Below are 26,433 nucleotides of genomic sequence, written 5' to 3' on the forward strand. Positions count from 1 at the left end.
AATCCTTAGTCCTTATTTGATTTTGGAATAAGTATATTTGCACAAATTCTTCGAGTCTTGGGAACAATTAAAATAAGTAATATTCGAGTCTATGCCTACCATGGTTGTTTAGTGGAGGAAGGTAAAATAGGCTCAGATTATAGAATCGATCTTAAGGTAAAAGCAAATCTTAAGCCTTCGGCAAAATCAGACAACCTTGCTGATACGGTTGATTATGTTCATTTGAACAGAATCGTTAAAGAAGAGATGGCCATTCGAACAAAGTTACTTGAAACAGTCGCTAAGCTTATACTTGACAGAATTTTACTTGAAATTCCTATAGTGAATGAGGCTAAAATTAAAGTCTCTAAGTTAAATCCTCCTATCGGTGGAAATGTTGAAATGGTTTCTATAATAATGAATCAAAAGAGATAAATAGGGCAATAAAAGAATAAGCATTGTTTTTTGTCGATATCAATAAATTTTTTTATAAATTTGCATCCGTTTTTGGCGTCATGGCCGAGTGGCTAGGCAGGGCTCTGCAAAAGCTCGTACAGCAGTTCGAATCTGCTTGACGCCTCTTAAAAACCTCATTTTCCGCTAATATTGGAGATGAGGTTTTTTGTTTTAATTAACAGTATTTTACGCGAATTTTTGCATCTTTGCATGTCTTATAAATTGCTCATGCAAGTTTACCCAATTGAAACAGGGAATTTTAAATTAGATGGTGGCGCTATGTTTGGGGTTGTACCCAAAGTTATATGGCAAAAGACCAATCCTGCCGATGTCAATAATCTTATTGACATGAGTATGAGATGTATGCTCATAGAAGATGGAGATCGTTTAATTCTTATTGATAACGGTACCGGCGACAAGCAAAGCGAAAAGTTTTTTGGTTACTATTTCCCTTTCGGGGATGCAGATCTAGATAGCTCTCTTCATAAATATGGTTTTCACCGAGACGACATTACTGATGTTTTTTTGACACATTTACATTTTGACCATTGTGGCGGCAGCATTCAATGGAATAAATCGAGAACCGGGTATGAACCAGCTTTTAAAAACGCAAAATTCTGGTCAAATGAAAATCATTGGGCATGGGCCACAAAACCTAATCCAAGAGAAAAAGCTTCCTTCTTAAAAGAAAATATCAACCCTATTGAAGCAAGTGGTCAGCTTAATTTTATAAGCCTTCCTGAAAAGGATATGTTGAAAGACGGGCCTTTAGGATTTGACATTCTTTTTGCTGATGGTCACACAGAAAAACAAATGATACCCCATCTTACATATCAGGATAAGACTTTGGTATTTATGGCTGATCTGCTTCCAACAGTGGGCCACATCCCTTTGCCCTATGTAATGAGTTATGATGCAAGACCTCTTATCACAATGGACGAAAAACAACGCTTTTTAAATAAGGCTGCTAACGAAGGTTATTATTTGTTCCTTGAACATGATGCCAAAAATGAAATATGTACCGTAAAACACACCGAAAAGGGAGTTCGATTAGATCAGACTTTCCGTTTCGATGAACTATTTAAATAATAAAAAACAAATTTTTAGTGATGAACAAGAGATTAATATTAGGCTTAGGTTTAGCCATCGTTCTTTCCGGATGTAGTACGACAAAAAACCTTCATAGTGTAGTTGTTCCTGAAGGATCAACGATAGCTGTTGATATGGTTGCGAAAAAAGGCAGCATGAGTGAGGAAGAAATCAGAGCCTGGCCGCATGCTGATATCATGAAGGATTCAATTCCTGGAATGAGTCTTGATCAGGCCTATGCATTTTTAGCTGATAAAAAAGGAACAACTGTTATCCTTGGAGTTATAGATTCAGGTATTGACAATGAACATGAAGATTTAAAAGATAATGTTTGGACCAATACAGATGAAATTGCTGGAAATGGAAAAGACGACGATGAGAATGGATACATTGATGACATTCACGGCTGGAATTTCTTAGGTGGTGAAGGTGAAGCAACACCTGAGCAACTTGAAGTAACCAGAATTTATAAGATGCTAGACCCAAAGTATAGCGGAACATCAGCCAAAGATTTTAATCCTTCTGAAAAAGATGGGTATAACTATTACCAAAAGGTAAAGAAAGATTATGAAAAGAGAATCAACGGTGTTAATGAAAAAGTAGATGAGGCCTCAAAAAATTATGATTATCTGCAAAAGCTAACCGTGTACATTACTGATGCGGATAAGACAGCCACTACAAAATTAGGTAAAAAAGACTATACGATAACTGAATTAAAATCTATAGATGAATTCGAAGGAACTCAGGTATTGATAAAAATTTTGGAAGAAGGCGGTAATGCTGATGAAGTTTTAGCACAAGTTAAAACTGAGATGGACTATGAAAAGAGAAAGCTTGATTATTATGCACCTCAGGCAGAAACGATGTATAACCTTAATTTTAACGGTAGAACGACAAATGATGATGCCTATGACATAAAAGACGTTCCTTATGGCAATGCCTTTACTATTGGATCGCTTGACGATGAAATGCACGGGACTCATGTTACTGGAATTGCAATGGCTACCAGAAATAATGGAAAAGGAATGAATGGTGTAGCTCAAAATGTAAAGCTATTATCTGTGAGAGCCGTTCCTGATGGGGATGAATACGATAAAGATGTAGCATTAGCCATCAGATATGCTGTTGACAACGGCGCCAAGGTGATCAATATGAGTTTTGGGAAAAGCTATTCACCAAATGCTGAATGGGTTTATGATGCGATTAAATATGCAGCAAGTAAAGACGTGCTTTTAGTGCATGCAGCAGGCAATGACCACAAGGATATTGATAAAAGTGACAACTTTCCTACTGATTCACCTGATAAAGTAAAAGAGATCGCTGACAATGTAATTACAATCGGTTCAATGACCAGAAATTACAATGAAGATCTTGTTTCTACATTTTCTAATTATGGTAAACTAAACGTTGATCTTTTTGCTCCTGGATCTGAGATTTATTCAACAGTTCCAAAAAATGAATACAAATCTATACAAGGTACATCAATGGCAGCTCCTGAGGTTGCAGGTGTAGCGTCTTTGATTCGTTCTTATTATCCTGAACTTTCTGCAAGTCAGGTAAAACATATTTTAATGAATTCAGGTATTAAGGTTGACCTTGAAGTTAAATTACCAGGAGGAGATGGCAAAACCGTTCCTTTTAGTGATCTATCTGTTTCTGGACGCGTTTTAAATGCATATAATGCATTGAAAATGGCAGACAGCATGGTGAATTAACTGATAATTAAATACATAACAAAAGCTACAAAGGAGTCATTCCTTTGTAGCTTTCTTTTAAACAACTGTTTACAATGAAAAGAAATTTTACACTTATTGCTTTTACTATCCTATGTCTACATGCCTTTGGTCAACAAAAAACCTATTGGCAGCAACACGTAGATTATACAATGGATATTGACGTGGATGCTGAAAAGTATCAATACAAAGGCAAGCAAAAACTTGTTTACACAAACAATTCTCCTGACGAATTAAACGAGGTTTTTTACCTTCTGCAATTCAATGCTTTTCAACCAGGAAGTGAAATGGACATTAGATTACAGCACATTGCTGATCCAGATGGTAGGATGTCAATTAATAAAGGGACTAAAGAAAATCCTGACTATGAAAGTCGCATTGCAAGCTTAAAACCTGATGAAATCGGTTATCAAAAAATTCTATCCTTAAAACAGGATGGTAAAGCAGTGCCTTTTGAGGTTTTCGGGACGGTGATGAAAGTGAATTTGAATTCGGCAATTGCTTCGGGTAAAAAAGCTACTTTTGAAATGGAATTTGAGGCTCAGGTTCCGGTTCAAATTCGCAGATCAGGACGTAATAACAGTGATGGTGTTGCACTATCCATGGCTCAGTGGTATCCAAAATTAGCCGAATATGATTTTGAAGGATGGCATGCCAATGCTTATATTGGAAGAGAATTTCATGGTGTCTGGGGTGACTTCGATGTAACGATACATATTGATAAAGACTATACTATTGGTGGTTCTGGATATTTACAAAATCCTCAGGAAATAGGCCACGGATATGAGAATCCGGATAAAAAACTAAACCTTCCTAAAGGTGAGAAGTTGAGCTGGCACTTTAAAGCACCAAATGTTCATGATTTTACATGGGCAGCTGACGCGGAGTATATTCATGAAAAAGTTATAGGTGAAAATGATGTTGAACTTCACTTTTTTTACAAGAATGACAATGAGGAAGTAATCGCGAATTGGAAGCAATTACCTGAAAAAACCCAAAAGATTCTTGCCTACTTCAATAAACATATTGGCCAATATCCCTACAAACAATACTCTGTCATCCAAGGCGGAGATGGAGGTATGGAATATGCCATGTGCACTTTGATTGCGGGAGGTGAAAACTTAGGTTCTCTTATCGGCACAACAGCTCATGAATTTGCACATTCTTGGTTCCAATTTATATTGGCTACCAATGAGACCAAACACGAATGGATGGATGAAGGCTTTACTTCCTATATTTCAAATGCAGCCATGAATGAAATCATGGACCAAAAGAAGGAGTTACCCAATTCAAGATCCTATAATGGTTATTTCTATCTGGTTCAAAGTGGCAAACAAGAGCCGCTTACAACCTTTGCTGATCGGTATGAATCTAACCGCGTACATGGTATTTCTGCCTATAGTAAAGGAAGTATATTTTTGTCTCAATTAGGCTATATCATCGGTAAGGATAACCTAGATAAAACCATCTTAAAGTACTATGATGAATTTAAGTTTACTCATCCAACTCCTAATGACATCAAAAGGACTGCCGAAAAAGTCTCAGGGCTTCAATTAGAATGGTATCTAAACTATTGGATCAGCACCACACGAGTAATAGACTATGCTGTTGTATCTATTGATGAACAAAATATTGTACTGGAACGAAAGGGATCTATGCCTATGCCTGTTGACATAAGCGTAACATATGAAGACGGAAGTACTGAAGACTTTAATATACCCTTACAAATGATGTATGGACATAAACCGACGCAAGCGAAGGTTCTAGATAGCTGGTCATGGGTAAGCCCGAGTTATACCGTAAAAACGGACAAGAAAATTAAATCTGTTCAGATTGATCCAAAGAATTTAATGGCAGATATTGACAGAGAAAATAATACAATGGCTACATCAGTTATTGAAAAATAAAGCTTGTTAAATTCCTGTTCTAGAATCACAAATTCTTAGTATTGAAACAAAAAAAAATCCCGATCAAATGATCGGGATTTTTTTATTATAATAAATCTTATTTCAGTGTCTTCTTAACCTCCACTTCCTGGAAAGCTTCGATTATATCATCCACCATTACATCATTGTAATTCTTAAGCTGAATACCACAATCGTAACCTTTAGCTACCTCTTTGGCGTCATCTTTGAATCGTTTTAACGAAGTTAATTCTCCTGTCCAGATCACTACATTATCTCTAATCAATCTGATTTTAGAATTTCTAAATATCTTTCCATCAAGAACCATACAACCTGCAATAGTTCCTACTTTAGAAATTTTATAGGTTTCTCTGATTTCAGCATTACCTGAGATCTCTTCAACAATATCAGGAGATAACATTCCTTCCATCGCATCCTTAACCTCATCTATAACTTTATAAATGATCGAGTAGTTTCTAATATCAATTTCTTCCTTCTCTGCAATTTGTCTAGCACTTGCTGAAGGTCTTACATTAAATCCTATAATAATCGCTTCAGAAGCTGATGCTAATAACACATCTGATTCAGTAATGGCTCCAACTCCTTTGTGAATAATATTCACTTGAATCTCTTCAGTTGATAATTTCTGTAAAGAATCAGTCAGTGCTTCAACAGAACCATCCACATCCCCTTTAAGGATAATGTTCAATTCTTTAAAGCCACCTAAAGCAATTCTTCTTCCAATTTCATCAAGCGTAATGTGTCGTTGCGTTCTTACAGATTGCTCACGACTCAATTGAGAGCGTTTTGCAGCAATTTGTTTCGCTTCTCGCTCATCTTCATACACCTTGAATTTATCACCTGCTTGAGGCGCTCCATCAAGCCCTAAAATTGACACCGGTCTCGAAGGACCTGCTTCTTGTACATTATTACCCCTTTCATCCTGTAAAGCTTTTACTTTACCTGAATGATGACCTGCAAGAATATAATCTCCAACCTTAAGTGTTCCTCCATCTACAAGAACAGTAGCCACATATCCTTTCCCTTTATCAAGGAAGGCTTCAACAACTGAACCATTTGCCATCTTATTTGGATTGGCTTTCAATTCTAACAATTCAGCCTCCAAAAGGATTTTCTCAAGTAATTCCTTGATGCCAAGTCCTTTTAATGCCGAAACGTCATGAGATTGGATTTTTCCACCCCAGTCTTCAACCAGAAGATTCATCTGAGCCAATTCTTCTTTTACCTTTTCAGGATTAGCATCTGGCTTATCAATTTTATTAATCGCAAATACAATTGGGACACCTGCTGCCTGAGCGTGACTTATAGCCTCTTTTGTTTGAGGCATTATCGCATCATCTGCAGAGATAACAATCACCGCAATATCTGTTACTTGAGTACCACGTGCACGCATCGCCGTAAAGGCTTCGTGACCAGGTGTATCCAAGAAAGTGATTTTCTGACCATCTTCAAGTTCAACAGCATAAGCTCCAATATGTTGTGTAATTCCACCTGATTCTCCGGCGATTACATTGGCTTTTCTAATATAATCCAGTAATGAAGTTTTACCGTGATCTACGTGACCCATTACCGTTACAATTGGCGATCTTGGTTCAAGATCCTCAGGGTTATCTACTTCTTCCTCAACAGTTTCTTCTGCCTCAGCACCAACAAAATCAACCTTATATCCAAATTCTTCAGCAACAATTGTAATTGTTTCAGCATCCAAACGTTGATTCATTGAAATCATCATTCCTAATGACATACAAGCTGAAATAACTTCAGTCACTGATACATTCATCATCGTAGCAATCTCGTTCGCAGTAACAAATTCAGTTACCTTTACAACTTTGCTTTCTGCTTCTTGTTGTTCAATATCTTTTTCAACCTGTTGACGGTGAAGGTCTCGTTTCTCTCTTCTGTATTTGGCTCCTTTTCCTTTTTTAGATTTACCTTGAAGTTTTTCAAGGGTCTCTCTAACCTGTTTTTGTACTTCTTCTGGAGATGGCTCCTCTTTTACAATTGGTTTTCTTCCAGTTTGAGGACCTCTTTGACCTCCTCTATTTCCACCTTTATTAGCTCCAAAATCTGTACGTTGTACATGAATTCTCTTACGCTTCTTTTTGGTCTTATTTGCGTCGGCACTGGTTTCTTTTTTCGTCTCAACCGGCTTCTTCTTTGGTCTGACAAATTTTGAAAGATCAATGGTTTCACCTGTTTTCTTAGGCCCAGATAATTTTTGATATTCTGTCTTCAAGGTTTGAGTCTCCTCCGGAGTAGGTTCTGCTTCGGGAACCGTATTTTCTACAACTGGTTCTTTAGGGGCAGGTGCCTCTTCTTTAGCAGGCTCAACTGGTTTGACAGCTTCTTTTTTCTTAGCAGCAGGCTTTTCTTTCGGTTCTACATCAATCTTGCCAACTTGCTTCAGGCCTTTTAATTTTTTCGATCCTTTGATCACCTCATCAACTACTTCCTTCTTCTCAGGTTCAGGAGTAACAGCTTCAACAGGCGCTTCTTCTTTCACTTCAGGTTTAGGGTCGATATCAATTTTCCCAACCATTTTTGGGCCACTGATTTTTTCAGATTCAGTTTTAAAGATTTCGGCTTTTCTTGCTTCATCTTCCAGACGTTTCTTTTCTACTTCTTTCTCTAAAGCCAAACGAATTTCTTCCTTCTCTTTTCTTTTCTCTTCTCCAATTTCCTTCGAGGCTACCTTTTTACTCTTATCCGTCTGGAATTCATTAGACAAGATTGTATAAACATCCTGAGAAATCTTAGCCGTTGGCCTATGATCAATGTCTATGCCTTTATTAGCAAGAAACTCAACAGCCCTGTCCAGAGAAATATTCAATTCTCTCAGAACTTTGTTAAATCGTTGTGGCTTATAGTCTGTCATATATTAATTTAAAATGAACCTCTAATTTCCTATTGCAAAATAAAAAATATTATGATTCGAATTCTTCTTTTAAAATTCTTTGTACTTCAAGAATCGTTTCTTCTTCCAGATCTGTTCTTTTTACTAATTCACTTAGCTCAAGATCCAAAACGCTTCTTGCTGTATCAAGACCAATATTTTTAAATTCATTGATCACCCATGCTTCAATTTCATCAGAGAATTCTAACAATTCTACATCGTCCTCTACTCCTTCTCTCTGAACATCGATCTCATAACCGGTCAGCTGACTAGCCAATCGGATATTTACACCGCCTTTACCAATCGCTTTTGAAACTTCTTCGGGTTTTAGAAATACGTCAACTCTTGGTTTATCATCACCTACAGCCTCGTGTATCTTTAACGATACCACTTTAGCCGGGCTTAATGCTCTTTTTATAAATTGCTCGTCAATTTTTGTAAAATTAACAACATCAATATTCTCATTACCTAGTTCTCTAACAATTCCATGAATTCTCGATCCTTTCATACCTACACAGGCACCAACCGGGTCAATCCTGTCGTCATAAGAATCTACGGCAATTTTTGCTTTCTCTCCAGGAATTCTTGCAACGCGTTCAATCGTAATTAAACCATCAAAAACTTCAGGAATTTCTTGTTCAAAAAGCTTCACCAAAAATTCAGGAGCTGTTCTTGACAATACAATAGAAGGCTTATTACCCCTCAGTTCCACATGCTTGATGATTCCTCTAACTGACTCTCCCTTGCGGAAAAAGTCTGAACGAATCTGCTCACTTTTAGGCAAAACAAGCTCATTTCCATTGTCATCCAACAAAATTATTGCATTGTGCCTTACATGATGAACTTCGGCAGAATATAACTCTCCTTCAAGTTCTTTATAATGCTTGAAGATATTTGTATTATCGTGTTCGTGAATCTTTGAAATCAAATTCTGGCGTAAAGCCAATATGGCTCTTCTTCCAAGATCAATTAATTTCACCTCTTCAGATACTTCCTCTCCTACTTCAAAATCAGGCTCGATCTTTTGTGCCTCATCCAAAGAGATTTCTTCATTGTCATCTTCAACTGCATCATTTTCAACAACAATACGGTTCCTCCAGATTTCAAGGTCACCTTTGTCCGGGTTGATGATAATATCAAAATTTTCATCCGATCCGAACTTTCTCTTTAAAGCAGACCTAAATACTTCTTCAAGTATAGCCATCAAAGTTACCCTGTCAATACTCTTTTCGTCTTTGAATTCCGAAAATGATTCAATTAATGCGATATTTTCCATTGTGCTCTTATTAAAAAATAATCTTAACTTTAGCTTCTTTTATTTCACTTAGCGGAATTGTCTGTTGTTTTTCCACTGTTACTTTTCCTTTTCCAATTGGTTTCGGCTCCCGGGCTTTCCAAAATAATGTAATCCCTTCATCCGTTATCTCAATCAATTTACCTTCAAAACGATCCTCTGCAGTTTTTACTTGAAGTGTTCTGTCAATATTTTTGTTGTATTGCCTTCGATCGATTATTGGGTCTGTGACGTTTGGGGTAGTAACCTCAAGTGAAAAATCTTCAATTTCACGATCTAGATTGTGCTCTACGCCCCTGCTGATTCTTATACATTCACTAAGTGGAACACCTGAATCTCCATCGACAATTACTTTTATACTACCCTCTGCTCCAAAAGTCAAATCAATAAGAAAAAGTGTTTCATTTTCGGAAAGGGCATCGTCCACCAACTGCTTTACTTTATTCTGATCCATGTGGCTTGTATAAAAAGAGGGGACTATCTGTCCCCTCCAACTCAAATTCATTATAAAATTCGCTGCAAATATACTAATTCCTTTGATACTAACAAAAATCATAGGGCTAATACATGAAATTTTATTAACTTTAGCTTATGAATCAAAAACCGTATGTTATGAAACGAATATTAGTACCCGTAGATTTTTCACCTGAAGCCGAAAGTGCAGCTAAAATTGCAGCAAGTATTGCCCGTAAAACAGGTAGCGAAATTTTTCTTGTTCACATGCTTGAATTACCTGTTACTACAATAGATCCGGCAGAAATGAACACTATTAGCTCAGAGCCTCAAATCATTTATTTTATGAAACTGGCACATGAGAAATTTGATAAATTTAAAAAGCTTCCATTTTTAAAAGGTTTAAGAGTAATTGAAACCATTCAGTTTCAACACGCATTTTCAGGAATTATAGCCGAAAGTGAAAAAAATAAGATTGACTTAATTGTCATGGGATCTCAAGGCGCCTCAGGATTACAGGAAATGTTTATTGGATCAAATACAGAAAAGGTTGTTAGACGATCTCATGTTCCGGTATTAGTCATAAAACAAGGCACCGAAGAATTCACAGTGAAGGATATGATTTTTGCCTCTGATTTTAATAAAGAAAGTAAATCTACTTTTCACCGTGTTATAAATTTTGCAAAATTATTTGATGCAAAAATCCATCTTTTATACATCAATACGATTCACAACTTCAATACCACTAAAAATATTGAATCAAGAATGGCTCTTTTTATGGATGATTTTGACTTTATAAATTATACGACAAATATTTATAATGACATTTCTATTGAAAAGGGAATATTGAGTTATGCCAGAGATATTGATGCTGATTTAATTGCTTTAAATACGCATGGAAGAAGCGGACTATCTCAGTTATTTAATGGCAGTATTGGTCAGGAACTAGCCAATCACGCATTAAGACCTGTTATTACTTTTAAACTCTAAGTAGGATTACCATTTGAATGGTCTAAAACCAACACCAAATTCTACCCAGTCAGCTCTCGAAGTTTCTTTAGTTTTGAGACCAAGTTGGGCGAACATCCATTTGGTAATATCATACCTAAATGCTGTTCTTAAGTAAGTAGGTGTTTTGCCTTTGTCGTCGCCTAAATAAGCCCCAGCCTGGAGGCGAACGGCCATTCTGCCAAACATGAAATCATAACCAAGGTGTGCCCCTAAAAGGGTTTGATCCTTGGTTTCAGGATAATCGACCTCTAAACTCCCATCATAAAAATAATCAAAGCCTGCAGTAAGCGCATGCATTGTATTAAATTTAAATCGATAGTCTATTACACCTGAAAAAACCCCATAGCGCTTATCGGTGCCTTTATCTTCTTCATTTTGGACAGTACCTCCTGCCAGATAAACTTCAATAGAACTTTCTCTCAATTTTATGTTCTTGGAAGTTTTAGGTCTGTCAAATCTTGCCGGAAGCACCTTTTCTGTATATATGTCTTTATCAACATATTTTTGATCGGCATTATAATGATAACGAAGGCCTAAATTTAAACCATACATATTAAACCCATAATTTGGCGTCGTTATTCTGCCATTTGAAAAGTGTGTGAAATCAAGCCCGTAAAGCAAATCCAGCTCCCTTGTTAATTTAAAAGCAGCACCAAAATTTAAGTTGAAATAAATAGCAAAAGGTGACCCTATGGCATCGTTTTCCGGATTTGACTCCTCATCATATGGCTCAAGATTATAAGTCAGTCCTGTTGCCAGGCTCATTTCAAATACATTTCTCTTTCTTCCATTGCTTAAAGGAAAAGTAACAAAACCAAACACTGCATTAGGCTTGCCTAAAACCTCAGGATTTCCAACAAAGCCAGAGTAATATCCAATTCCATAGGTCGCATAGCCATATCTACTTGTCCAATGGTCAGGATCTTTCTTTTGCCATCCAAACCTTATCTCCAATGAACCGTATCCATCTTCGATTGCCTCGTTTAAAAGCTCCCCAGTATAGAGATGATAACCTGTATGACCCTTTACTTCTATATATCTAAACCGACCGTAATTTTTCTCCTCCTTAACTTCATCATAAGAAATTGTATTTTTCTGACCATAAGCATGGTAAACATTGATTGAAGAAATCAATGCCAGCAAGAAAAGATTAATAGAAATATTTTTTTTAAAATTCAACAAAACTGAATCCATATATAGGCCTAAGGGCGGGTAAAGTAAACATTATATTCAGAAAATAAAAAATCCATTATAGCTTAACTTATAATGGATTTCTCTATTTATGTTGACCCACAAGGATTCGAACCTTGACTGGCGGTACCAAAAACCGAAGTGCTACCGTTACACCATGGGTCAGAAAACCTAAAAAAATATCCATTATAAATTCAAGCAGGTCCAACATACGTCAAGATTTATTTCAAAATAAACCGATTTGCTCATTGGGACCTCTGTAACAGATTTTACTTTTACAGGCTGGCAAAAGTAGATTATAAAATTAGAAGTACAAAACAATTAAATATATCTGTTTTTGCACACTTAAATATGAATACAAGCTTCTTTTAGCTATATAGATAATCAAAGGAGCTTGACGGCTCATGATTAAATAATAATTGAAATGTTTAATTGGGCTAAAGATTATAAATACCCTTGGTTGCCTCAACTAAAATTCACTTACCTTGTTCTGAAGCTTCCCTGAAAAATGAGAAATTAAAATCGTATCTAATAAAAAATCTGTAAATTTATCTGGAGACTTTATAACATATGAATAAACGACTAACAGGCATAGTTCTTATCCTTTCTTTTGCTTTTTGCGCTCTGGGACAGGCCCAGAATACTGTGGATTCAATAAAAACCGGAAAAGTAACCAAGCTTTTTATCCAAGAAAGCATTCTTCCCATAAAACTGAGTTATTCCAACAAAGACATAAAGAAAAAAACGAACGACAGTACTTTTATCCAGACTGTTCTATCTTATCAGGAAGAAGATTTGTCATGGAAAGACCTGCAAGTTAAGATAAGGCGACGTGGAGATTTCAGACTGAACAACTGTTATTTTGCTCCTATCAAAATGAAAATTAAAAAATCGGCTAGTAAAGGCAGCTTGTTTGAAAAGAATAAAAAATTAAAATTAGCTGTTAAATGTTCAGATAAAAAAGGCACCGAAGATTATATTGTCAAGGAATATATGGCATACAAAATATATGAAGTGGTCTCCAACTATCACTATAAAGTAAGGTTGGCTGACATTTTGCTTACGGAACCAGCAAACGAAAAGGATAAAACTTTTGAATTTAAAGGCTACTTTATAGAAGACATTAAATTGGTCGCAAAAAGACATGGAGGACAACCCATAGACAGAAATATGCATCCTCAGGCCCAAGATCCGGTTTCTTCAGTTCAAAACGCATTTTTTCAATTCATGATTGGGAATATTGATTTCTCAACTTATGTACAACACAATGAAAAATTAATATTTGTTGATGAAAAAGTGGTGCCGATTCCATTTGACTTTGATATGTCTGGCCTTGTAAATACCAGCTATGCAACCGTATCCGAATCGAATAATGAGTCGTTACCTATTACATCGGTGACCGACAGATTATACCGAGGTTTTAAGAGAGATCCTGAAGTAATTGCACAGGTTAGAAAAGAATACCTCGACAAGAAGCAGCTTGTGATTGAGGTAATCGATAGTTTACAAGTTTATTTTGCAAACCCAAAACAGTTTGAAGAAGCCAAGAATTACGTACTAGGATTTTATAATATCCTAGAAGATGACAACCTGTATTCCAAAGAAATCATCAATAAACTCAGAACCCGATAGGGGCCAAGTCAAGCCAAAGTCCTTAGCGGTGATTCGATTTTTTAACAAAGAGAAAACAGGTCCAAACAAAAAAACTCTCCACTTTCTTGGAGAGGTAATTTCTATTTAACAAAAACTGGATGCCAAATTGATAACTCCGTGACCGCATGGTTCATCGCCATAGAATCTACCTCAGTTTCTAAAATTAAATTATCCTCAATGGCAAGCGACATTATATGTTCACCCTTTTCACTAAAAGAAACTCCAAAAAAATATGATCCATTTCCGGTTGTATCTTTATAAATAAGATGATTTCTCTTAGCAATTTCTTTCGTTCCACCTTCTACAAAATCTTTGGTTACATATAGAAAAGTAAATCTGTCTTGCAACTTCTCGGACAAAGAATCATTAAGGTGCAAATCATATTGTAATGTGCCTCTGGCTTCCGTCCCTAATTCCACTGTATCGGGAAATACAAATTTCAACAACCCATTGTCATCATCAACGAAAATCGACTCAGCGGTTGTTGAGTGATTGGGCTGTTGCTTAGATTCTAATTGCTTTTCTTTAGTTTGAGTACAACTAATTATTACCAGTAAAATGAGAATAAATATAAACCTCATGAATAAAGTTGGCTTAGGTTAAAGCTATTAATTATTAGGTTCAAATATAAGAATTCAAGTATAATCAGGCGAATCATTTCTCAAAGATAAAAAGGTCCAAACAAAAAAACTCTCCAAGAAATTGGAGAGTTTATCTGACTTTAATGTTGACCCACAAGGATTCGAACCTTGACTGGCGGTACCAAAAACCGAAGTGCTACCGTTACACCATGGGTCAATTTTTCACTGCAAAATCTCATTTGATTAAGCAGGCGCAAATTTAAGACAAAGTTTTTGTTTGGCAAAAGAGTTTTTTTGATTTTTTTCTCAGGTCCATTATTTCCAAGCAGTTTCCATTTAATTTACTAAATTCGCCTCAGTTTTAAAACGTGTCTATGCTTTCTTTTGATTATAAAAAATTCAACACCATTCTGGGTTGGCTTGCCTTTGGTATTGCGCTATTAACTTATACCTTAACACTTGAACCAACAGTTAGTTATTGGGATTGTGGTGAATATATTGCCACATCCGTTAAACTTGAAGTAGGGCATCCTCCAGGAGCTCCTTTGTTTCAAATGATGGGTGCTTTTTTCGCAATGTTCACAAATGACGTGTCTCAAATAGCCATGGCGGTGAATTTTATGTCTGCTTTAGCTAGTGCATTCACGATACTTTTTCTTTTCTGGACCATTACGGCTCTGGCAAAAAAAGTTGTAGAAAAAAACAGTGGTGAAATGAGTAAAGGTAGCGGTATCGCTATCCTTGGAAGTGGTCTTGTTGGTGCATTGGCCTACACTTTTTCTGATAGTTTCTGGTTTAGCGCAGTAGAAGCAGAGGTTTATGCCATGTCTTCTTTTTTAATGGCGTTGCTCTTTTGGCTGGCCATTCATTGGGAAGCAGAAATGGATAAACCACGAGGTAACAAATGGCTTTTACTCATCAGTTTTATAGTAGGCTTATCATTTGGTGTTCACATATTATCCCTATTGGTGATCCCTTCTATCGTATTCATTTATATTTATAAAAGATACCCTGAACTCAATTTAAAACAATTTATCCTTGCCAATGTAGTGGCTATTCTAGTCTTGGCTTTTGTCTTTAAATTATTGTTTCCTTATACCTTAAGATTCTTTAGTGCCTCTGAGTTATTTTTTATCAATACCCTAGGCTTACCATTTAATTCAGGCAGTATTATTGCCGGAACGCTACTTGTTGCACTCTTTTATTTTGGCCTCAGACATACACGTAAAAAGAAACTGTATACCGCTAATTTATTAATCTTGTCTGTTCTTTTTATTATGATTGGTTTTTCCTCATGGTTAATGTTACCGATTCGAGCCAATGCAGATACCACCATAAATGAAAACAACCCATCAAGTGCCCGAGAATTATTAGCCTATTACAATAGAGAACAATATGGCGATGCCAATGTTTTCTATGGCTCTTATTATTCTCAAACTGCAGATAGAGACAAAGAAAATCCTTATCGTGATGCAAAACCAAAATATGAAAAGGATGAAAAAGCGGGCAAATATATTATAGTCAACAACTATAAAGATGCTTTACCAAATTATAACAGCAAGCACAAGGGAATCATTCCCCGTATGGTAGATCCTACCCCATCGGTTGTCCAAAATTATAAGGCCGTTGCAGGTATTCCTCAAAGATCGAAAAGACGCCCTACTTTTGGTGAGAACATTACTTTTATGGCCAGGTATCAATTTGGCTATATGTACGGTCGATATTTCATGTGGAATTTTGCAGGAAGGCAAGATGATATACAGGGTAATCTGGATAACCATGGTAATTGGCTTAGTGGAATTGATCAAATTGACGAATTGAGACTTGGTTCTCAAAAAAATCTTCCAAGTGAAATAACAGAAAATAAAGGGAGAAATAAATATTATTTCCTCCCGCTTATCTTAGGACTTATCGGGCTAATCTTTCATTTGAAAAGAGACATAAATAATTTTTATATTCTGCTTCTCTTCTTTGCTTTTACAGGACTGGCTATCGTTTTCTATACCAATCCAAAACCCTTTGAACCCAGAGAAAGGGATTATGCAGTAGTTGGTTCGTTTTATGTTTTTGCCGTATGGATAGGCTTCGGAGTTTTAGCCATCTATGAAAAATTTAAGTCCAAAATACAATCGACTGTGATGCCTATAGCATTATCATTTGTTTGCCTGCTGGCCGTTCCGGTGTTAATGGCCAATGAGAATTGGGATGACCATGATCGATCAGGAAAATATACTACCTGGAACAATGCAAAATCATATTTGGATTCGTGTCAGGAAAATGCGATTATGTTTACCATCGGTGATAATGACACCTTTCCGCTTTGGTATATGCAGGAAGTAGAAGATTACAGAACAGATATCAAGCTTATCAACACGAGTTTATTTGCTAAGGACTGGTATATTGACCAGCAAAAAAGAAAGACCTACAAGGCCGATCCTATTCCTTCACAATTGAGCCATAGTGATTATAAAGAAGGCTCTCTCGACGTTGCCTATTATTATCCATACGCATTTCCGCAATTCAAGGATTCTATCATGGATATCAAGTTCTTTATGAAATGGATACAGAGTAAAGACAGCAGAACTATGATTGATTTTGAAGAAAACGGTCATCCTGAAAAAGTATATCCTACAACAAAATTAAGGATCATGGTAGACAAGGAGGCGGTTCTTAGAAATGGTATTGTTGCCGAAAAAGATTCAGCCTTGATAGAGCCTTATATAGATATTCAAATAGCAGAATCTGCATTGATCAAAAACCGGATCCTGATGCTTGATATCTTAGCGAATAACAACTGGGAAAGACCTTTATATTTTACTGGTGGAGCTCAAGCAGCCGAGGAGTATATCTGGCTAAAAGACTACCTACAACTTGATGGTCTTGCTTATAGGTTCGTTCCGATTAAAACTCCCATTTCTCAAAAGAGTTTTATGGACATGGGGAGAATTGATACGGAAACAATGTATGCAAATGTCAAGAAATGGTCTTGGAAAAACTCTAATGGAGATATCTATTTTGATCCTGAAACAAGGAAAAATGGGATCTCGTTTAGAAACAGTTTAGGCAGGTTGGCTGATGAATTTATCAAGGAAAAAGATTTTGTCAGGGCTGAGGAGATTTTAGACATGTCAATGGAAAAAATGCCAATGGAATCTTATGGTTATTTCAGATTGGTCATTGGCCATATTGAATCGTATTATCTTATAGACAGACCTGAAAAAGCAAGAATAATAGTAGATTATTTAATCAAAAACTTCAAAGAAAGAATCTTTTTCTACAGTGGGTTAAGCTCTTATGAGCTGACACAAAATTTTGGCGACCTTGAAGGGACACTGGATCTATATAAATACATTATTGCCACCGCAGTGGAATACGACACTGAAGAATATTCAGGTAAGCTTAAAGATGAGTTCATGACGTCTGTAACACTTTTAGAGGAAGTGCTTGAGGAATAAATCACATTTAGCCTTTTTTTTGTATCTTGGGTTTACCCCCTACATGTTTTTAATACATAATATCAAATGAGATCTTATCTTGTAAAAACACCTAGATTGGTGCAAAAATTTTTTAGTAATTATTCATGGCGAATCAAAACGAATGAAAAAGAGATTTATCTCACATTTGACGATGGTCCGGTACCTGAATTTACACCCTGGGTTCTTGAAACGCTTGAAAAATTTAATGCCAAGGCTACTTTCTTTTGTGTGGGTGAGAACATTAAAAAATACCCTCATATTTACCTGGAAATAAAGGATAAAAACCACAGCATAGGTAATCACACCTTTAATCATTTACAGGGATGGAAAACACCAACTACTAAATATGTGAAAAATATTCTAAAAGCTGAATCCTATCTGCAGGATGCTTCAGATAAACAGGGCAATAAGCTTTTTAGACCTCCTCATGGTAGAATAAGACCCATGCAAGCCAGAATACTTCGTAAAAAAGGGTATAAAATTATTATGTGGGACGTTTTAAGCGGTGACTTTGACCAGGGTCTGAGCAAGAAAGCCTGTTTGGAGCATACAATCAAACACATTAATAATGGTAGCATTGTCGTTTTTCACGACAGTGATAAATCATTTAAAAACCTTGATTATGTACTTCCCAAGGTATTAGAACATTTTACACAGAAAGGATATAAGTTTAAGGCTCTTTGATAGAGTTGGCCCGATAAGTATTGGTTTAATCCGCCTGGCGGCGAGGCAGGGATTGGAGATTTTTAATCTAAGATTTTATATCTAAACAGAGGTAGTTGCTGCTTTTTTAATCCTAAATCTTTCTTATAAATAATGTTTGATATTCTGTAGAAATAGAATATCAAAAATCTTAAATCGACAATCTTCAATCTTCAATCTTCAATCTTCAATCAACTGAATCAAACATACTGTTCCACCAGACTAATCAAAGTATTAGCGTCTTGTTGCCCGGTCTGTCGCCATTTCATTTCGCCATTCTTATAAATAATGAATGTAGGGTTGCCTTTAATACGCAAGGCTGCTGCCAATGTCTCGTTTTTAGAGACATCAATCTTTACAACTTTTGCCTTATCTCCAAGCGCTGCAGCTACATCACGCAGAATAGAGTGCAAATTCGTATTTTCTCCCTCCCAGTCTGCGTAAAAATCGATCAGGGTGGGGATTCTTGAACCAATTAATTCTCCAAACTTAGTCATACTTAAGTTTTTAATTCTATACTTACAAATATAGTATTTTATCTAACAAAATTTATAAAGTCCAAAAAATTAACGATTTAGCAATTATTTTAATATTTTTTCAAACGACATATACAAATTTGTACTTTTACATTGATCTAAACTATTTTTAATGGCCGAACAAAAAAGACTTTTTTTACTTGACGCTTTCGCCCTGATCTTTCGGGGTTACTATGCTTTTATTAAGAATCCTATAATCAATTCAAAAGGAATGGATACCTCAGCCATTATGGGGTTCACAAATTCTCTTTTAGATGTAATCAGGCGTGAAAAACCGGATCATTTGGCAGTAGCCTTTGACAAAGGCGGTTCACACCAAAGAACTGAAGCATTTCCTGAATACAAGTCAAACAGACTAGAAACACCTGAAGCGATCAAAATTGCAGTTCCCTACATACATGAAATCCTTAAGGCCATGCATATTCCCATAGTTGAATTAGAAGGATATGAAGCCGATGACCTCATTGGAACCTTATCAGTTCAGGCAGAAAAGGCAGGTTATAAAACATTTATGGTGACACCCGATAAAGACTTTGCTCAGTTGGTCACAGAAAATGTTGTGATGTATAAACCGGCACGAATGGGTAACGGCATTGAAATTTGGGATGTTGATAGGGTAAAAGAAAAATTTGAAATTGAGGATCCAAAACAAGTGATCGATTTTTTAGGTATGATGGGGGATTCAGTTGATAACATTCCCGGCTTACCTGGAGTAGGTGAAAAGACCGCCAAAAAATTTCTCAAACAATACGGCAGCATGGAAGTGCTGCTCGAAAACACGCATGAGCTGAAAGGCAAAATGAAAGAAAAAGTTGAGGCTAATAAAGAATTAGGAATTCTTTCAAAAGAACTCGCCACCATTATGCTTGATTGCCCTGTTGAATTTCATGAAGAAAATTTTGAATTGAATACGCCTGATATTGAAAAAGTTACAGAGATATTTCAAGATCTTGAATTCAGAAGGGCTCTGGAAAATTTACAAAGAATCTTTAAAACAGATCAATATGTTGAGATTCCTAAAACGGTTACTGAGAAAGTTACAACTACAGATCCTGAAACAGGTCATCAACTCGACATGTTCTCAGCAGCAGTAGCAGCGAATGAATCAGCCACTTCAGCGCAATCCGGTGGATACCAAAAAGCAGAAAATAAGGATCATTTTTATCAATCTGTTGCTACAGAATTTTCACAACAATTATTGCTTAAAAAATTACTGAAGCAAAACTCGGTATGTTTTGATACAGAAACCACAAGTTTAAACACGCTTGAAGCAAAACTAGTAGGAATCGCTTTTTCATATGAAAAGGGGAAAGGATATTATGTTCCTGTTCCTGAAAATAATGAAGAAGCTCAAATCGTTCTTGAAAGGTTTAGACCTTTCTTTTCAGATGAAAAAATTGAGAAAATAGGCCAAAACCTGAAATACGACATCAAGGTTTTGAAAAATTACGCAATGGATGTAAACGGGCCTTTGTTCGATACCATGATTGCGCATTATTTGATCAATCCTGATATGAGACACAATATGACAGTCTTATCGGAGACCTATTTGCACTATACACCTATCCCTATAGAAGCGTTGATCGGGAAAAAAGGAAAGAACCAAGGATCGATGCGAGATGTTGCTCTTGAGGAGCAAACCGAATATGCTTCGGAAGATGCTGACATCACATGGCAGTTGAAACAACTGTTTGAAAAAGAATTAGAGAAAAATTCATTGACCAGCTTATTTAAAGATATCGAGATTCCTTTGGTCGATGTGCTTGCTTCTATGGAAATGGAAGGCATCAATTTGGATAAGAATTTCCTTAAGTCTTTATCAAGCGACCTAAGTCATGATATAGAACATTTAGAAAATTTAATATACAAAGAAGCCGACACAGATTTCAACCTTGCTTCTCCCAAACAATTAGGTGTGGTTCTCTTTGAGAAAATGAAATTAATTGAAAAGCCCAAAAAGACAAAAACAGGTCAGTATGCTACAGGTGAAGAAGTGCTTTCTAAACTGGCAGCCAAACACCCCATTGTAAAGAATATACTGGAATGGAGAGGCCTCGTTAAATTGAAAAACACCTACATCGATTCATTACCTAACGAAGTGAATGCCACTTCTGGAAGAGTCCATACCACTTATAGTCAAATTGTAGCTGCTACCGGCAGATTGAGCTCGAACAACCCTAACCTGCAGAATATACCCATAAGGACTGAGCGGGGGAAACAGGTGAGAAAAGCCTTTATTCCAAGAGATAAAAATTACACTCTTTTAGCTGCAGATTATTCTCAAATTGAACTAAGACTTATTGCCGAAATGAGTGGCGATGAAGAAATGAAATCTTCTTTTATAAGAGGAGAAGACATTCACAAATCTACAGCAGCCAAAGTTTTTCAAGTGGCATTAGATGAAGTAACAAAAGAACAACGAAGTTATGCAAAGACGGTTAATTTTGGAATCATCTATGGCGTCTCTGCTTTTGGCTTGAGTCAACAAACTGATTTGAGCAGGTCTGAGGCCAAAGAATTAATCGAAACCTATTATGAAACCTACCCCACCTTGAAGTCATATATAGCAAAACAAATTGACTTTGCAAGAGATCATGGCTATGTTGAAACCATTCTTGGAAGGCGGAGGTATCTAAAAAATATAAATTCCAGAAATGCTATAGTTCGTTCGGCTGATGAACGTAATGCAGTTAACGCCCCTATTCAGGGAAGTGCTGCTGATATTATCAAAATAGCAATGATTCAAATTCATAAACTGCTAAAAACAGGTGCTTACAAATCAAAAATGTTATTGCAAGTTCATGATGAATTGGTCTTTGATATACATTGTGATGAAATGGATATTTTAAAACCGATTATTCAAGATACAATGGAAAATGCATATAAAATGTCTATCCCTTTAACCGTTGATCTGGGTCAGGGAAACAATTGGCTTGAAGCGCATTAATTACTGAAGGGTTCGCAGGTGAAGGCCTCACCTGCGAACCCTTCAGTTCTCAACCCCTCAGTTCTCACCCATTCAATGATTGGGAGTGAAACCACGGTCTTTTATTATTGTATTTCAGGATCATTGTTAAATATGGTTTGAAATTCTCCCTATTGGTCTAATTCTAAATAATTTGGACTCAACTTCTCTTTAATAAAATATCCCAATATCGTGCTTGCAGAATAAATAAATAGTTGTACTTTTGCAAACTCTTTGAACTGAAGAGAAGGAATGTTTAATTTTAATAAATACGTGTGAACACATTAAGTTACAGAACAGTATCAGCCAACAAAGCGACCGTGAACAAGGAATGGCTAGTGGTAGATGCTGAAGGAGAAGTGTTAGGGCGTTTGGCCTCAAAGGTTGCAAAACTTATCAGAGGGAAACACAAACCTAACTTTACACCTCACGTTGATTGCGGTGACAATGTAGTTATCATCAACGCTGAGAAGATCAAATTAACCGGAAACAAATGGAATGACAAAACTTACGTTCGTCATACTGGATACCCGGGTGGACAGAGAACGCTTTCTGCTATTGAATTATTTGGGAAAAGCCCAAGTAGAGTTGTAGAAAAAGCTGTAAAAGGTATGTTACCTAAAAACAAACTTGGAAGTGCCTTGTTTAGAAACCTTTATGTATATACTGGAGGTGAACATCAACAAGAAGCACAAAAGCCAAAAGTTATTAACCTAAATGATATCAAGTAATATGGAGACTATTCACAAAATTGGTAGAAGAAAAACCGCTGTTGCTAGAGTATATCTTTCAGAAGGAAAAGGAAATATCACTGTAAATGACAAATCTTATGATAGTTATTTTACAACTGATACACTTAAATACAAGGTTCTTCAACCTTTAACTCTTACTGAAAATTTAGAAGCTTATGATATTAAAGCTAAGGTATTTGGTGGAGGAATTACAGGACAAGCTGAGGCTATCCGATTGGCTATTACCAGAGCTTTAGTTGAGATTGATGCAGAACACAGAACGGTTTTAAAGCCTGAAGGTTTACTTACAAGAGATCCAAGAATGGTTGAACGTAAGAAATTCGGTCAGAAGAAAGCTCGTAAGAAATTCCAATTCTCTAAACGTTAATATTGGAAACTTATTCAATTTGTTTTGGATAAGAAGAGAAAAGTAAAAAAGAATAAAACAGTTGTCGTACAAGTCTAGCATCCAAATAATTAAGATCCATAATTTATCATGACTACTTAATTATTGCGAAAACCCACGGAACGTAAACTAAAACAAAATGGCAAACATAGAAATAAAAGATTTAATTGATTCTGGTGTACACTTCGGACACCTTACAAGAAAATGGAATCCAAACATGGCTCCTTATGTTTATACTGAGCGTAAAGGAATTCATATCATCGATTTATACAAAACTGCTGCAAAAATTGACGAAGCCGGTTCAGCTTTAGGAAAAATTGCAGCTTCTGGTAGAAAAATATTATTTGTTGCTACCAAAAAACAAGCAAAAGACATCGTTTCTGACAAAGCAAAAGAAGTTAACATGCCTTTTATCACTGAGCGTTGGCCAGGTGGTATGCTAACTAACTTCGTTACAATCAGAAAAGCCGTTAAAAAAATGGCCTACATTGATAGAATGAAGAAAGATGGTTCTTTTGAAGCATTATCAAAAAGGGAAAAACTACAAATCAATCGTCAAAGAGCAAAACTAGAAAAGAATTTAGGTTCTATTGTAGATATGACGCGTTTACCAGGTGCAATTTTAATAGTTGATATTAAAAGAGAGCACATCGCAGTTGCTGAAGCACAAAAATTAAACATTCCAATTTTTGCGATGGTCGACACGAACTCTGATCCAAGACCAATTGATTATGTAATTCCTTCAAATGATGATGCATCCAAATCAATTGAAAAGGTACTTTCTTATCTAACTACAGCAATCACTGAAGGATTAGCTGACAGAAAGAAAAGTAAAGAACAGGAAGCCGCTCCAGCTGCTAAAGCTGCTGCTGCAACTCCAGTTGCTCCGGCAGAAACCGTAGCCCCTGCAGAACCTGTAGCTCCTGCAGTGAAAGCAACAGAAGAAGTTGCCCCTGAAACTGCTGAAGCACCAAAGGAAGAAAAATAATTGTAGAACTTGTTATTAATGCAATAACGATTAAACATAGAATAAGATGACGAAAATAACAGCTGCTGAAGTAAATAATTTAAGAAAAACTACCGGTGCAGGTATGATGGACTGCAAAAAAGCCTTAGTAGAGGCTGAAGGTAATTTTGATTTAGCTATTGAAATTTTACGTAAACAAGGTCAAAAAGTTGCTGCCAAGAGAGCAGACAGAGAATCAACTGAAGGTGCTGCAATTGCAATAGTAAATGCAGACAACACTGAAGGTGCTGTAATTGTTTTAGGTTGTGAAACTGATTTCGTTGGTAAAAACGAATCTTTCGTAAACCTAGCCAAAGAATTAGCTCAAAGAGCATTAAACAGTTCTTCTAAAGAAGCGTTAATGAATGCTGATTTTGGCGGGATTACGGTTCAGGAAAAATTGATTGAACAAACAGGTGTAATCGGTGAAAAAATTGAGCTTTCTGCATTTGAAAAAATATCTGCTCCTTTTGTAGGATCTTATATTCATTCAGGAAAGATCGCTACGATAGTTGGTTTATCTGCTAAAGTTGATGGTGCTGAAGAAGTTGCTAAGGATGTTGCTATGCAAGCTGCTGCAATGAACCCATTAGCGCTTAACGAAAATAGTGTTGATCAATCAGTAATTGACAAAGAAATCGAAATTGCAAAAGATCAATTACGTCAGGAAGGTAAGCCAGAAGCTATGCTTGATAAAATCGCTGAAGGAAAAATTAAGCGTTTTTTCAAAGACAATACTTTGGTAAATCAAGATTTCATTAAAGACAGCAAAGTAAGTGTTGCCAAATACGTGAAGTCTATTGGCGATGTTGAAGTTGTAGATTTTAAAAGAGTAGCCTTAGGTTAATCTCTTTAATCATATTATATAAACCCTGGATTTATCCAGGGTTTTTTTTTGCTTTAAACTGAAGCTTATTCTTTATAACTGACAGAAAGCATATCTAATAAGCGTCTATATTGTCAGTATATTTTATCTTAATAACTTGAATTTATCATTGGTATAATTTATTATATTTGCACATCTCACAAAGTTATCTATGAAATATAAAAGAATTCTTTTAAAGTTAAGTGGTGAAGCCTTAATGGGCGACAGAAACTACGGTATCGATCCGGTTAGACTAGCCGAATATGCCTCAGAAATAAAAAATATTCTAGCTAAAGGTATTGAAGTTGCCATCGTTATAGGTGGTGGTAACATCTTTAGAGGCCTTGCCGGAGCCAGCAATGGGATGGACAGGGTTCAAGGAGACTATATGGGAATGCTCGCTACCATTATTAATGGGTTAGCATTGCAAAGTGCCTTAGAAGAGGCTGATTTACAGACTAGACTACTTACTTCAATAGAAATGAAACAAATTGCAGAACCCTTTATTAAAAGAAGGGCTGTAAGACATTTGGAAAAAGGCCGTGTTGTAATTTTTGGCGGAGGAACCGGAAACCCTTATTTTACTACTGACACCGCTGCAGTTTTAAGAGCTATTGAGATTGGTGCTGATGTTATCATTAAAGGAACGCGTGTAGATGGTATTTACACATCTGATCCTGAAAAAGATGCCTCGGCAATTAAATTTGAAAATATTACCTTTAAGGAAGTCATGAGCAAAGATCTGAAGGTTATGGATATGACAGCATTTACATTGAGTGAAGAAAACGATCTGCCCATCATTGTCTTTGACATGAACAAAAAAGGAAACCTGATGAAAATTGTCTCAGGTGAAAATGTTGGAACATTGGTTAATTCATAAATCTTTATTATCATGAATGAGGAAGTTCAATTTATTATCGATTCGACTAAAGAACAGATGGAAAGCGCTATCCATCATTTAGAAGCAGAATTTGTAAACATCAGAGCTGGAAAAGCAACTCCGTCTATGTTAAGTGGTGTAAAAGTTGAGTACTATGGCTCTTTAACCCCCTTAAGTCAGGTGGCAAATGTGAACACTATTGATGCGCACACAATTACTGTTCAACCTTGGGAAAAGCAACTCATCCCAGAAATTGAAAAAGGCATACTTACCGCAAATCTTGGGTTTAATCCTATGAATAATGGTGAGAGCATTATTATCAATGTTCCCATCTTAACCGAGGAAAGAAGAAGAGAATTGGCTAAACATGCCAAATCTGAAGGTGAACATGCTAAAGTTAGTATTCGAAATGATCGAAAAGATGCCAATAACGAATTGAAAAAATTGGATATTTCGGAAGACCTTCTTAAGAACACTGAACAAGATGTTCAAGATTTAACTGATGAATACATCAGAAAGGTTGATGATCTTTATATCATTAAGGAGAGAGAAATCATGAAAGTTTAATCAGATTATTCAATTATCAACTTTTTGGTTTAACCAGGCTC

At 36.2% G+C, this 26,433-nt stretch carries 21 protein-coding genes and 3 tRNA genes; 16 read left to right on the forward strand and 8 right to left on the reverse strand.

Translation table 11 applies throughout. The features are described 5' to 3' along the window. The first annotated feature begins 57 nt into the window (after positions 1–57). The 5 genes from folB to QWY87_RS00190 all read left to right on the forward strand — a co-directional run bounded on the left by folB (position 58) and on the right by QWY87_RS00190 (position 5,164). Positions 58–414 carry a dihydroneopterin aldolase gene (gene folB / locus QWY87_RS00170; RefSeq protein WP_290287199.1) on the forward strand — a complete coding sequence of 119 codons (357 nt, stop codon included), beginning with the start codon at positions 58–60 and terminating at the stop codon, positions 412–414. 74 nt (positions 415–488) lie between these two features. Further along, positions 489–559 (forward strand) — tRNA-Cys (locus QWY87_RS00175). A gap of 104 nt (positions 560–663) precedes the next feature. Beyond that, a complete protein-coding gene (locus tag QWY87_RS00180; RefSeq protein ID WP_290287201.1) occupies positions 664–1,524 on the forward strand; it encodes an MBL fold metallo-hydrolase in 861 nt (286 codons plus the stop codon). Positions 1,525–1,544: 20 nt separating this feature from the next. Then, positions 1,545–3,239 (forward strand): S8 family serine peptidase, encoded by a 1,695-nt coding sequence (locus QWY87_RS00185; protein WP_290287203.1) that lies wholly within the window; start codon positions 1,545–1,547, stop codon positions 3,237–3,239. A 74-nt stretch (positions 3,240–3,313) separates the two neighbouring features. Next, the gene (locus QWY87_RS00190; protein ID WP_435389470.1) at positions 3,314–5,164 is read left to right on the forward strand and encodes a M1 family metallopeptidase; all 1,851 of its coding nucleotides are present in this window, start codon (positions 3,314–3,316) and stop codon (positions 5,162–5,164) included. 97 nt (positions 5,165–5,261) lie between these two features. Here QWY87_RS00190 and infB read toward each other — a convergent pair whose 3' ends face one another. Genes infB through rimP form a run of 3 tightly spaced genes read right to left on the reverse strand, consistent with a single transcriptional unit; the run spans position 5,262 to position 9,823 of the window. Next, positions 5,262–8,057, reverse strand: coding sequence for a translation initiation factor IF-2 (infB, locus tag QWY87_RS00195; protein WP_290287204.1), 2,796 nt, complete (start codon positions 8,055–8,057; stop codon positions 5,262–5,264). A 49-nt stretch (positions 8,058–8,106) separates the two neighbouring features. Next, a complete protein-coding gene (nusA, locus tag QWY87_RS00200; protein ID WP_290287206.1) occupies positions 8,107–9,351 on the reverse strand; it encodes a transcription termination factor NusA in 1,245 nt (414 codons plus the stop codon). 10 nt (positions 9,352–9,361) lie between these two features. Further along, on the reverse strand, positions 9,362–9,823 hold the full coding sequence (gene rimP, locus QWY87_RS00205; protein ID WP_290287207.1) for a ribosome assembly cofactor RimP: 462 nt from the start codon (positions 9,821–9,823) through the stop codon (positions 9,362–9,364). Between the two features lie 158 nt (positions 9,824–9,981). Here rimP and QWY87_RS00210 point away from each other — a divergent pair, with 158 nt between their 5' ends. After that, entirely contained in the window at positions 9,982–10,812 is an 831-nt protein-coding gene (locus QWY87_RS00210) for a universal stress protein (RefSeq protein WP_290287208.1), read from the forward strand. Positions 10,813–10,818: 6 nt separating this feature from the next. Here QWY87_RS00210 and QWY87_RS00215 read toward each other — a convergent pair whose 3' ends face one another. Next, the gene (locus tag QWY87_RS00215) at positions 10,819–12,027 is read right to left on the reverse strand and encodes an acyloxyacyl hydrolase (RefSeq protein ID WP_290287209.1); all 1,209 of its coding nucleotides are present in this window, start codon (positions 12,025–12,027) and stop codon (positions 10,819–10,821) included. Between the two features lie 91 nt (positions 12,028–12,118). Further along, positions 12,119–12,189, reverse strand: a tRNA-Gln gene (locus tag QWY87_RS00220). A 405-nt stretch (positions 12,190–12,594) separates the two neighbouring features. On the opposite strand from QWY87_RS00220, the gene QWY87_RS00225 reads away from it, so the two are divergent. After that, positions 12,595–13,656, forward strand: coding sequence for a hypothetical protein (locus QWY87_RS00225; RefSeq protein WP_290287210.1), 1,062 nt, complete (start codon positions 12,595–12,597; stop codon positions 13,654–13,656). A 101-nt stretch (positions 13,657–13,757) separates the two neighbouring features. Here the strand turns inward: QWY87_RS00225 and QWY87_RS00230 are convergent, their stop codons facing one another. Beyond that, complete coding sequence (locus QWY87_RS00230; protein ID WP_290287211.1) at positions 13,758–14,258, reverse strand: hypothetical protein; 501 nt, start codon at positions 14,256–14,258, stop codon at positions 13,758–13,760. Between the two features lie 146 nt (positions 14,259–14,404). Next, positions 14,405–14,475: transfer RNA gene (locus QWY87_RS00235), tRNA-Gln, on the reverse strand. A gap of 157 nt (positions 14,476–14,632) precedes the next feature. Between QWY87_RS00235 and QWY87_RS00240 the strand changes: the two genes are divergently transcribed. Both QWY87_RS00240 and QWY87_RS00245 read left to right on the forward strand, forming a co-directional pair. Further along, positions 14,633–17,713 (forward strand): glycosyltransferase family 117 protein, encoded by a 3,081-nt coding sequence (locus tag QWY87_RS00240; protein WP_290287212.1) that lies wholly within the window; start codon positions 14,633–14,635, stop codon positions 17,711–17,713. 66 nt (positions 17,714–17,779) lie between these two features. Continuing rightward, positions 17,780–18,418, forward strand: coding sequence for a polysaccharide deacetylase family protein (locus QWY87_RS00245; protein WP_290287213.1), 639 nt, complete (start codon positions 17,780–17,782; stop codon positions 18,416–18,418). A 218-nt stretch (positions 18,419–18,636) separates the two neighbouring features. Here QWY87_RS00245 and QWY87_RS00250 read toward each other — a convergent pair whose 3' ends face one another. After that, on the reverse strand, positions 18,637–18,933 hold the full coding sequence (locus QWY87_RS00250; protein ID WP_290287216.1) for a thioredoxin family protein: 297 nt from the start codon (positions 18,931–18,933) through the stop codon (positions 18,637–18,639). Positions 18,934–19,084: 151 nt separating this feature from the next. On the opposite strand from QWY87_RS00250, the gene polA reads away from it, so the two are divergent. The 7 genes from polA to frr all read left to right on the forward strand — a co-directional run bounded on the left by polA (position 19,085) and on the right by frr (position 26,392). Beyond that, the gene (gene polA, locus QWY87_RS00255; protein ID WP_290287218.1) at positions 19,085–21,919 is read left to right on the forward strand and encodes a DNA polymerase I; all 2,835 of its coding nucleotides are present in this window, start codon (positions 19,085–19,087) and stop codon (positions 21,917–21,919) included. Positions 21,920–22,212: 293 nt separating this feature from the next. Then, positions 22,213–22,668, forward strand: coding sequence for a 50S ribosomal protein L13 (rplM, locus tag QWY87_RS00260; RefSeq protein WP_290287219.1), 456 nt, complete (start codon positions 22,213–22,215; stop codon positions 22,666–22,668). A 1-nt stretch (position 22,669) separates the two neighbouring features. Continuing rightward, positions 22,670–23,056: a 30S ribosomal protein S9 gene (gene rpsI, locus QWY87_RS00265; RefSeq protein WP_290287221.1), complete on the forward strand. Its 387-nt coding sequence runs from the start codon at positions 22,670–22,672 to the stop codon at positions 23,054–23,056. A 157-nt stretch (positions 23,057–23,213) separates the two neighbouring features. Further along, complete coding sequence (rpsB, locus tag QWY87_RS00270) at positions 23,214–24,062, forward strand: 30S ribosomal protein S2 (RefSeq protein ID WP_290287223.1); 849 nt, start codon at positions 23,214–23,216, stop codon at positions 24,060–24,062. Between the two features lie 46 nt (positions 24,063–24,108). Then, positions 24,109–24,927: a translation elongation factor Ts gene (gene tsf, locus QWY87_RS00275; protein WP_290287224.1), complete on the forward strand. Its 819-nt coding sequence runs from the start codon at positions 24,109–24,111 to the stop codon at positions 24,925–24,927. Positions 24,928–25,117: 190 nt separating this feature from the next. Further along, positions 25,118–25,825, forward strand: coding sequence for a UMP kinase (pyrH, locus tag QWY87_RS00280; protein WP_290287226.1), 708 nt, complete (start codon positions 25,118–25,120; stop codon positions 25,823–25,825). 12 nt (positions 25,826–25,837) lie between these two features. Next, positions 25,838–26,392 carry a ribosome recycling factor gene (gene frr / locus QWY87_RS00285; RefSeq protein ID WP_290287228.1) on the forward strand — a complete coding sequence of 185 codons (555 nt, stop codon included), beginning with the start codon at positions 25,838–25,840 and terminating at the stop codon, positions 26,390–26,392. Positions 26,393–26,433 lie beyond the last annotated feature (41 nt).

The sequence above is a fragment of the Lutimonas halocynthiae genome (genome assembly GCF_030409835.1).
Classification (GTDB): domain Bacteria; phylum Bacteroidota; class Bacteroidia; order Flavobacteriales; family Flavobacteriaceae; genus Lutimonas; species Lutimonas halocynthiae.

Bases quoted from the DNA above. Each gene is read 5' to 3' on its own strand.
- QWY87_RS00180 (WP_290287201.1), top strand. From the start codon at position 664: ATGCAAGTTTACCCAATTGAAACAGGGAATTTTAAATTAGATGGTGGC.
- QWY87_RS00185 (WP_290287203.1), top strand. From the start codon at position 1,545: ATGAACAAGAGATTAATATTAGGCTTAGGTTTAGCCATCGTTCTTTCC.
- QWY87_RS00190 (WP_435389470.1), top strand. From the start codon at position 3,314: ATGAAAAGAAATTTTACACTTATTGCTTTTACTATCCTATGTCTACAT.
- infB (WP_290287204.1), bottom strand. From the start codon at position 8,057: ATGACAGACTATAAGCCACAACGATTTAACAAAGTTCTGAGAGAATTG.
- nusA (WP_290287206.1), bottom strand. From the start codon at position 9,351: ATGGAAAATATCGCATTAATTGAATCATTTTCGGAATTCAAAGACGAA.
- rimP (WP_290287207.1), bottom strand. From the start codon at position 9,823: ATGGATCAGAATAAAGTAAAGCAGTTGGTGGACGATGCCCTTTCCGAA.
- QWY87_RS00210 (WP_290287208.1), top strand. From the start codon at position 9,982: ATGAAACGAATATTAGTACCCGTAGATTTTTCACCTGAAGCCGAAAGT.
- QWY87_RS00215 (WP_290287209.1), bottom strand. From the start codon at position 12,027: ATGGATTCAGTTTTGTTGAATTTTAAAAAAAATATTTCTATTAATCTT.
- QWY87_RS00225 (WP_290287210.1), top strand. From the start codon at position 12,595: ATGAATAAACGACTAACAGGCATAGTTCTTATCCTTTCTTTTGCTTTT.
- QWY87_RS00230 (WP_290287211.1), bottom strand. From the start codon at position 14,258: ATGAGGTTTATATTTATTCTCATTTTACTGGTAATAATTAGTTGTACT.
- QWY87_RS00240 (WP_290287212.1), top strand. From the start codon at position 14,633: ATGCTTTCTTTTGATTATAAAAAATTCAACACCATTCTGGGTTGGCTT.
- QWY87_RS00245 (WP_290287213.1), top strand. From the start codon at position 17,780: ATGAGATCTTATCTTGTAAAAACACCTAGATTGGTGCAAAAATTTTTT.
- QWY87_RS00250 (WP_290287216.1), bottom strand. From the start codon at position 18,933: ATGACTAAGTTTGGAGAATTAATTGGTTCAAGAATCCCCACCCTGATC.
- polA (WP_290287218.1), top strand. From the start codon at position 19,085: ATGGCCGAACAAAAAAGACTTTTTTTACTTGACGCTTTCGCCCTGATC.
- rpsI (WP_290287221.1), top strand. From the start codon at position 22,670: ATGGAGACTATTCACAAAATTGGTAGAAGAAAAACCGCTGTTGCTAGA.
- rpsB (WP_290287223.1), top strand. From the start codon at position 23,214: ATGGCAAACATAGAAATAAAAGATTTAATTGATTCTGGTGTACACTTC.
- tsf (WP_290287224.1), top strand. From the start codon at position 24,109: ATGACGAAAATAACAGCTGCTGAAGTAAATAATTTAAGAAAAACTACC.
- pyrH (WP_290287226.1), top strand. From the start codon at position 25,118: ATGAAATATAAAAGAATTCTTTTAAAGTTAAGTGGTGAAGCCTTAATG.
- frr (WP_290287228.1), top strand. From the start codon at position 25,838: ATGAATGAGGAAGTTCAATTTATTATCGATTCGACTAAAGAACAGATG.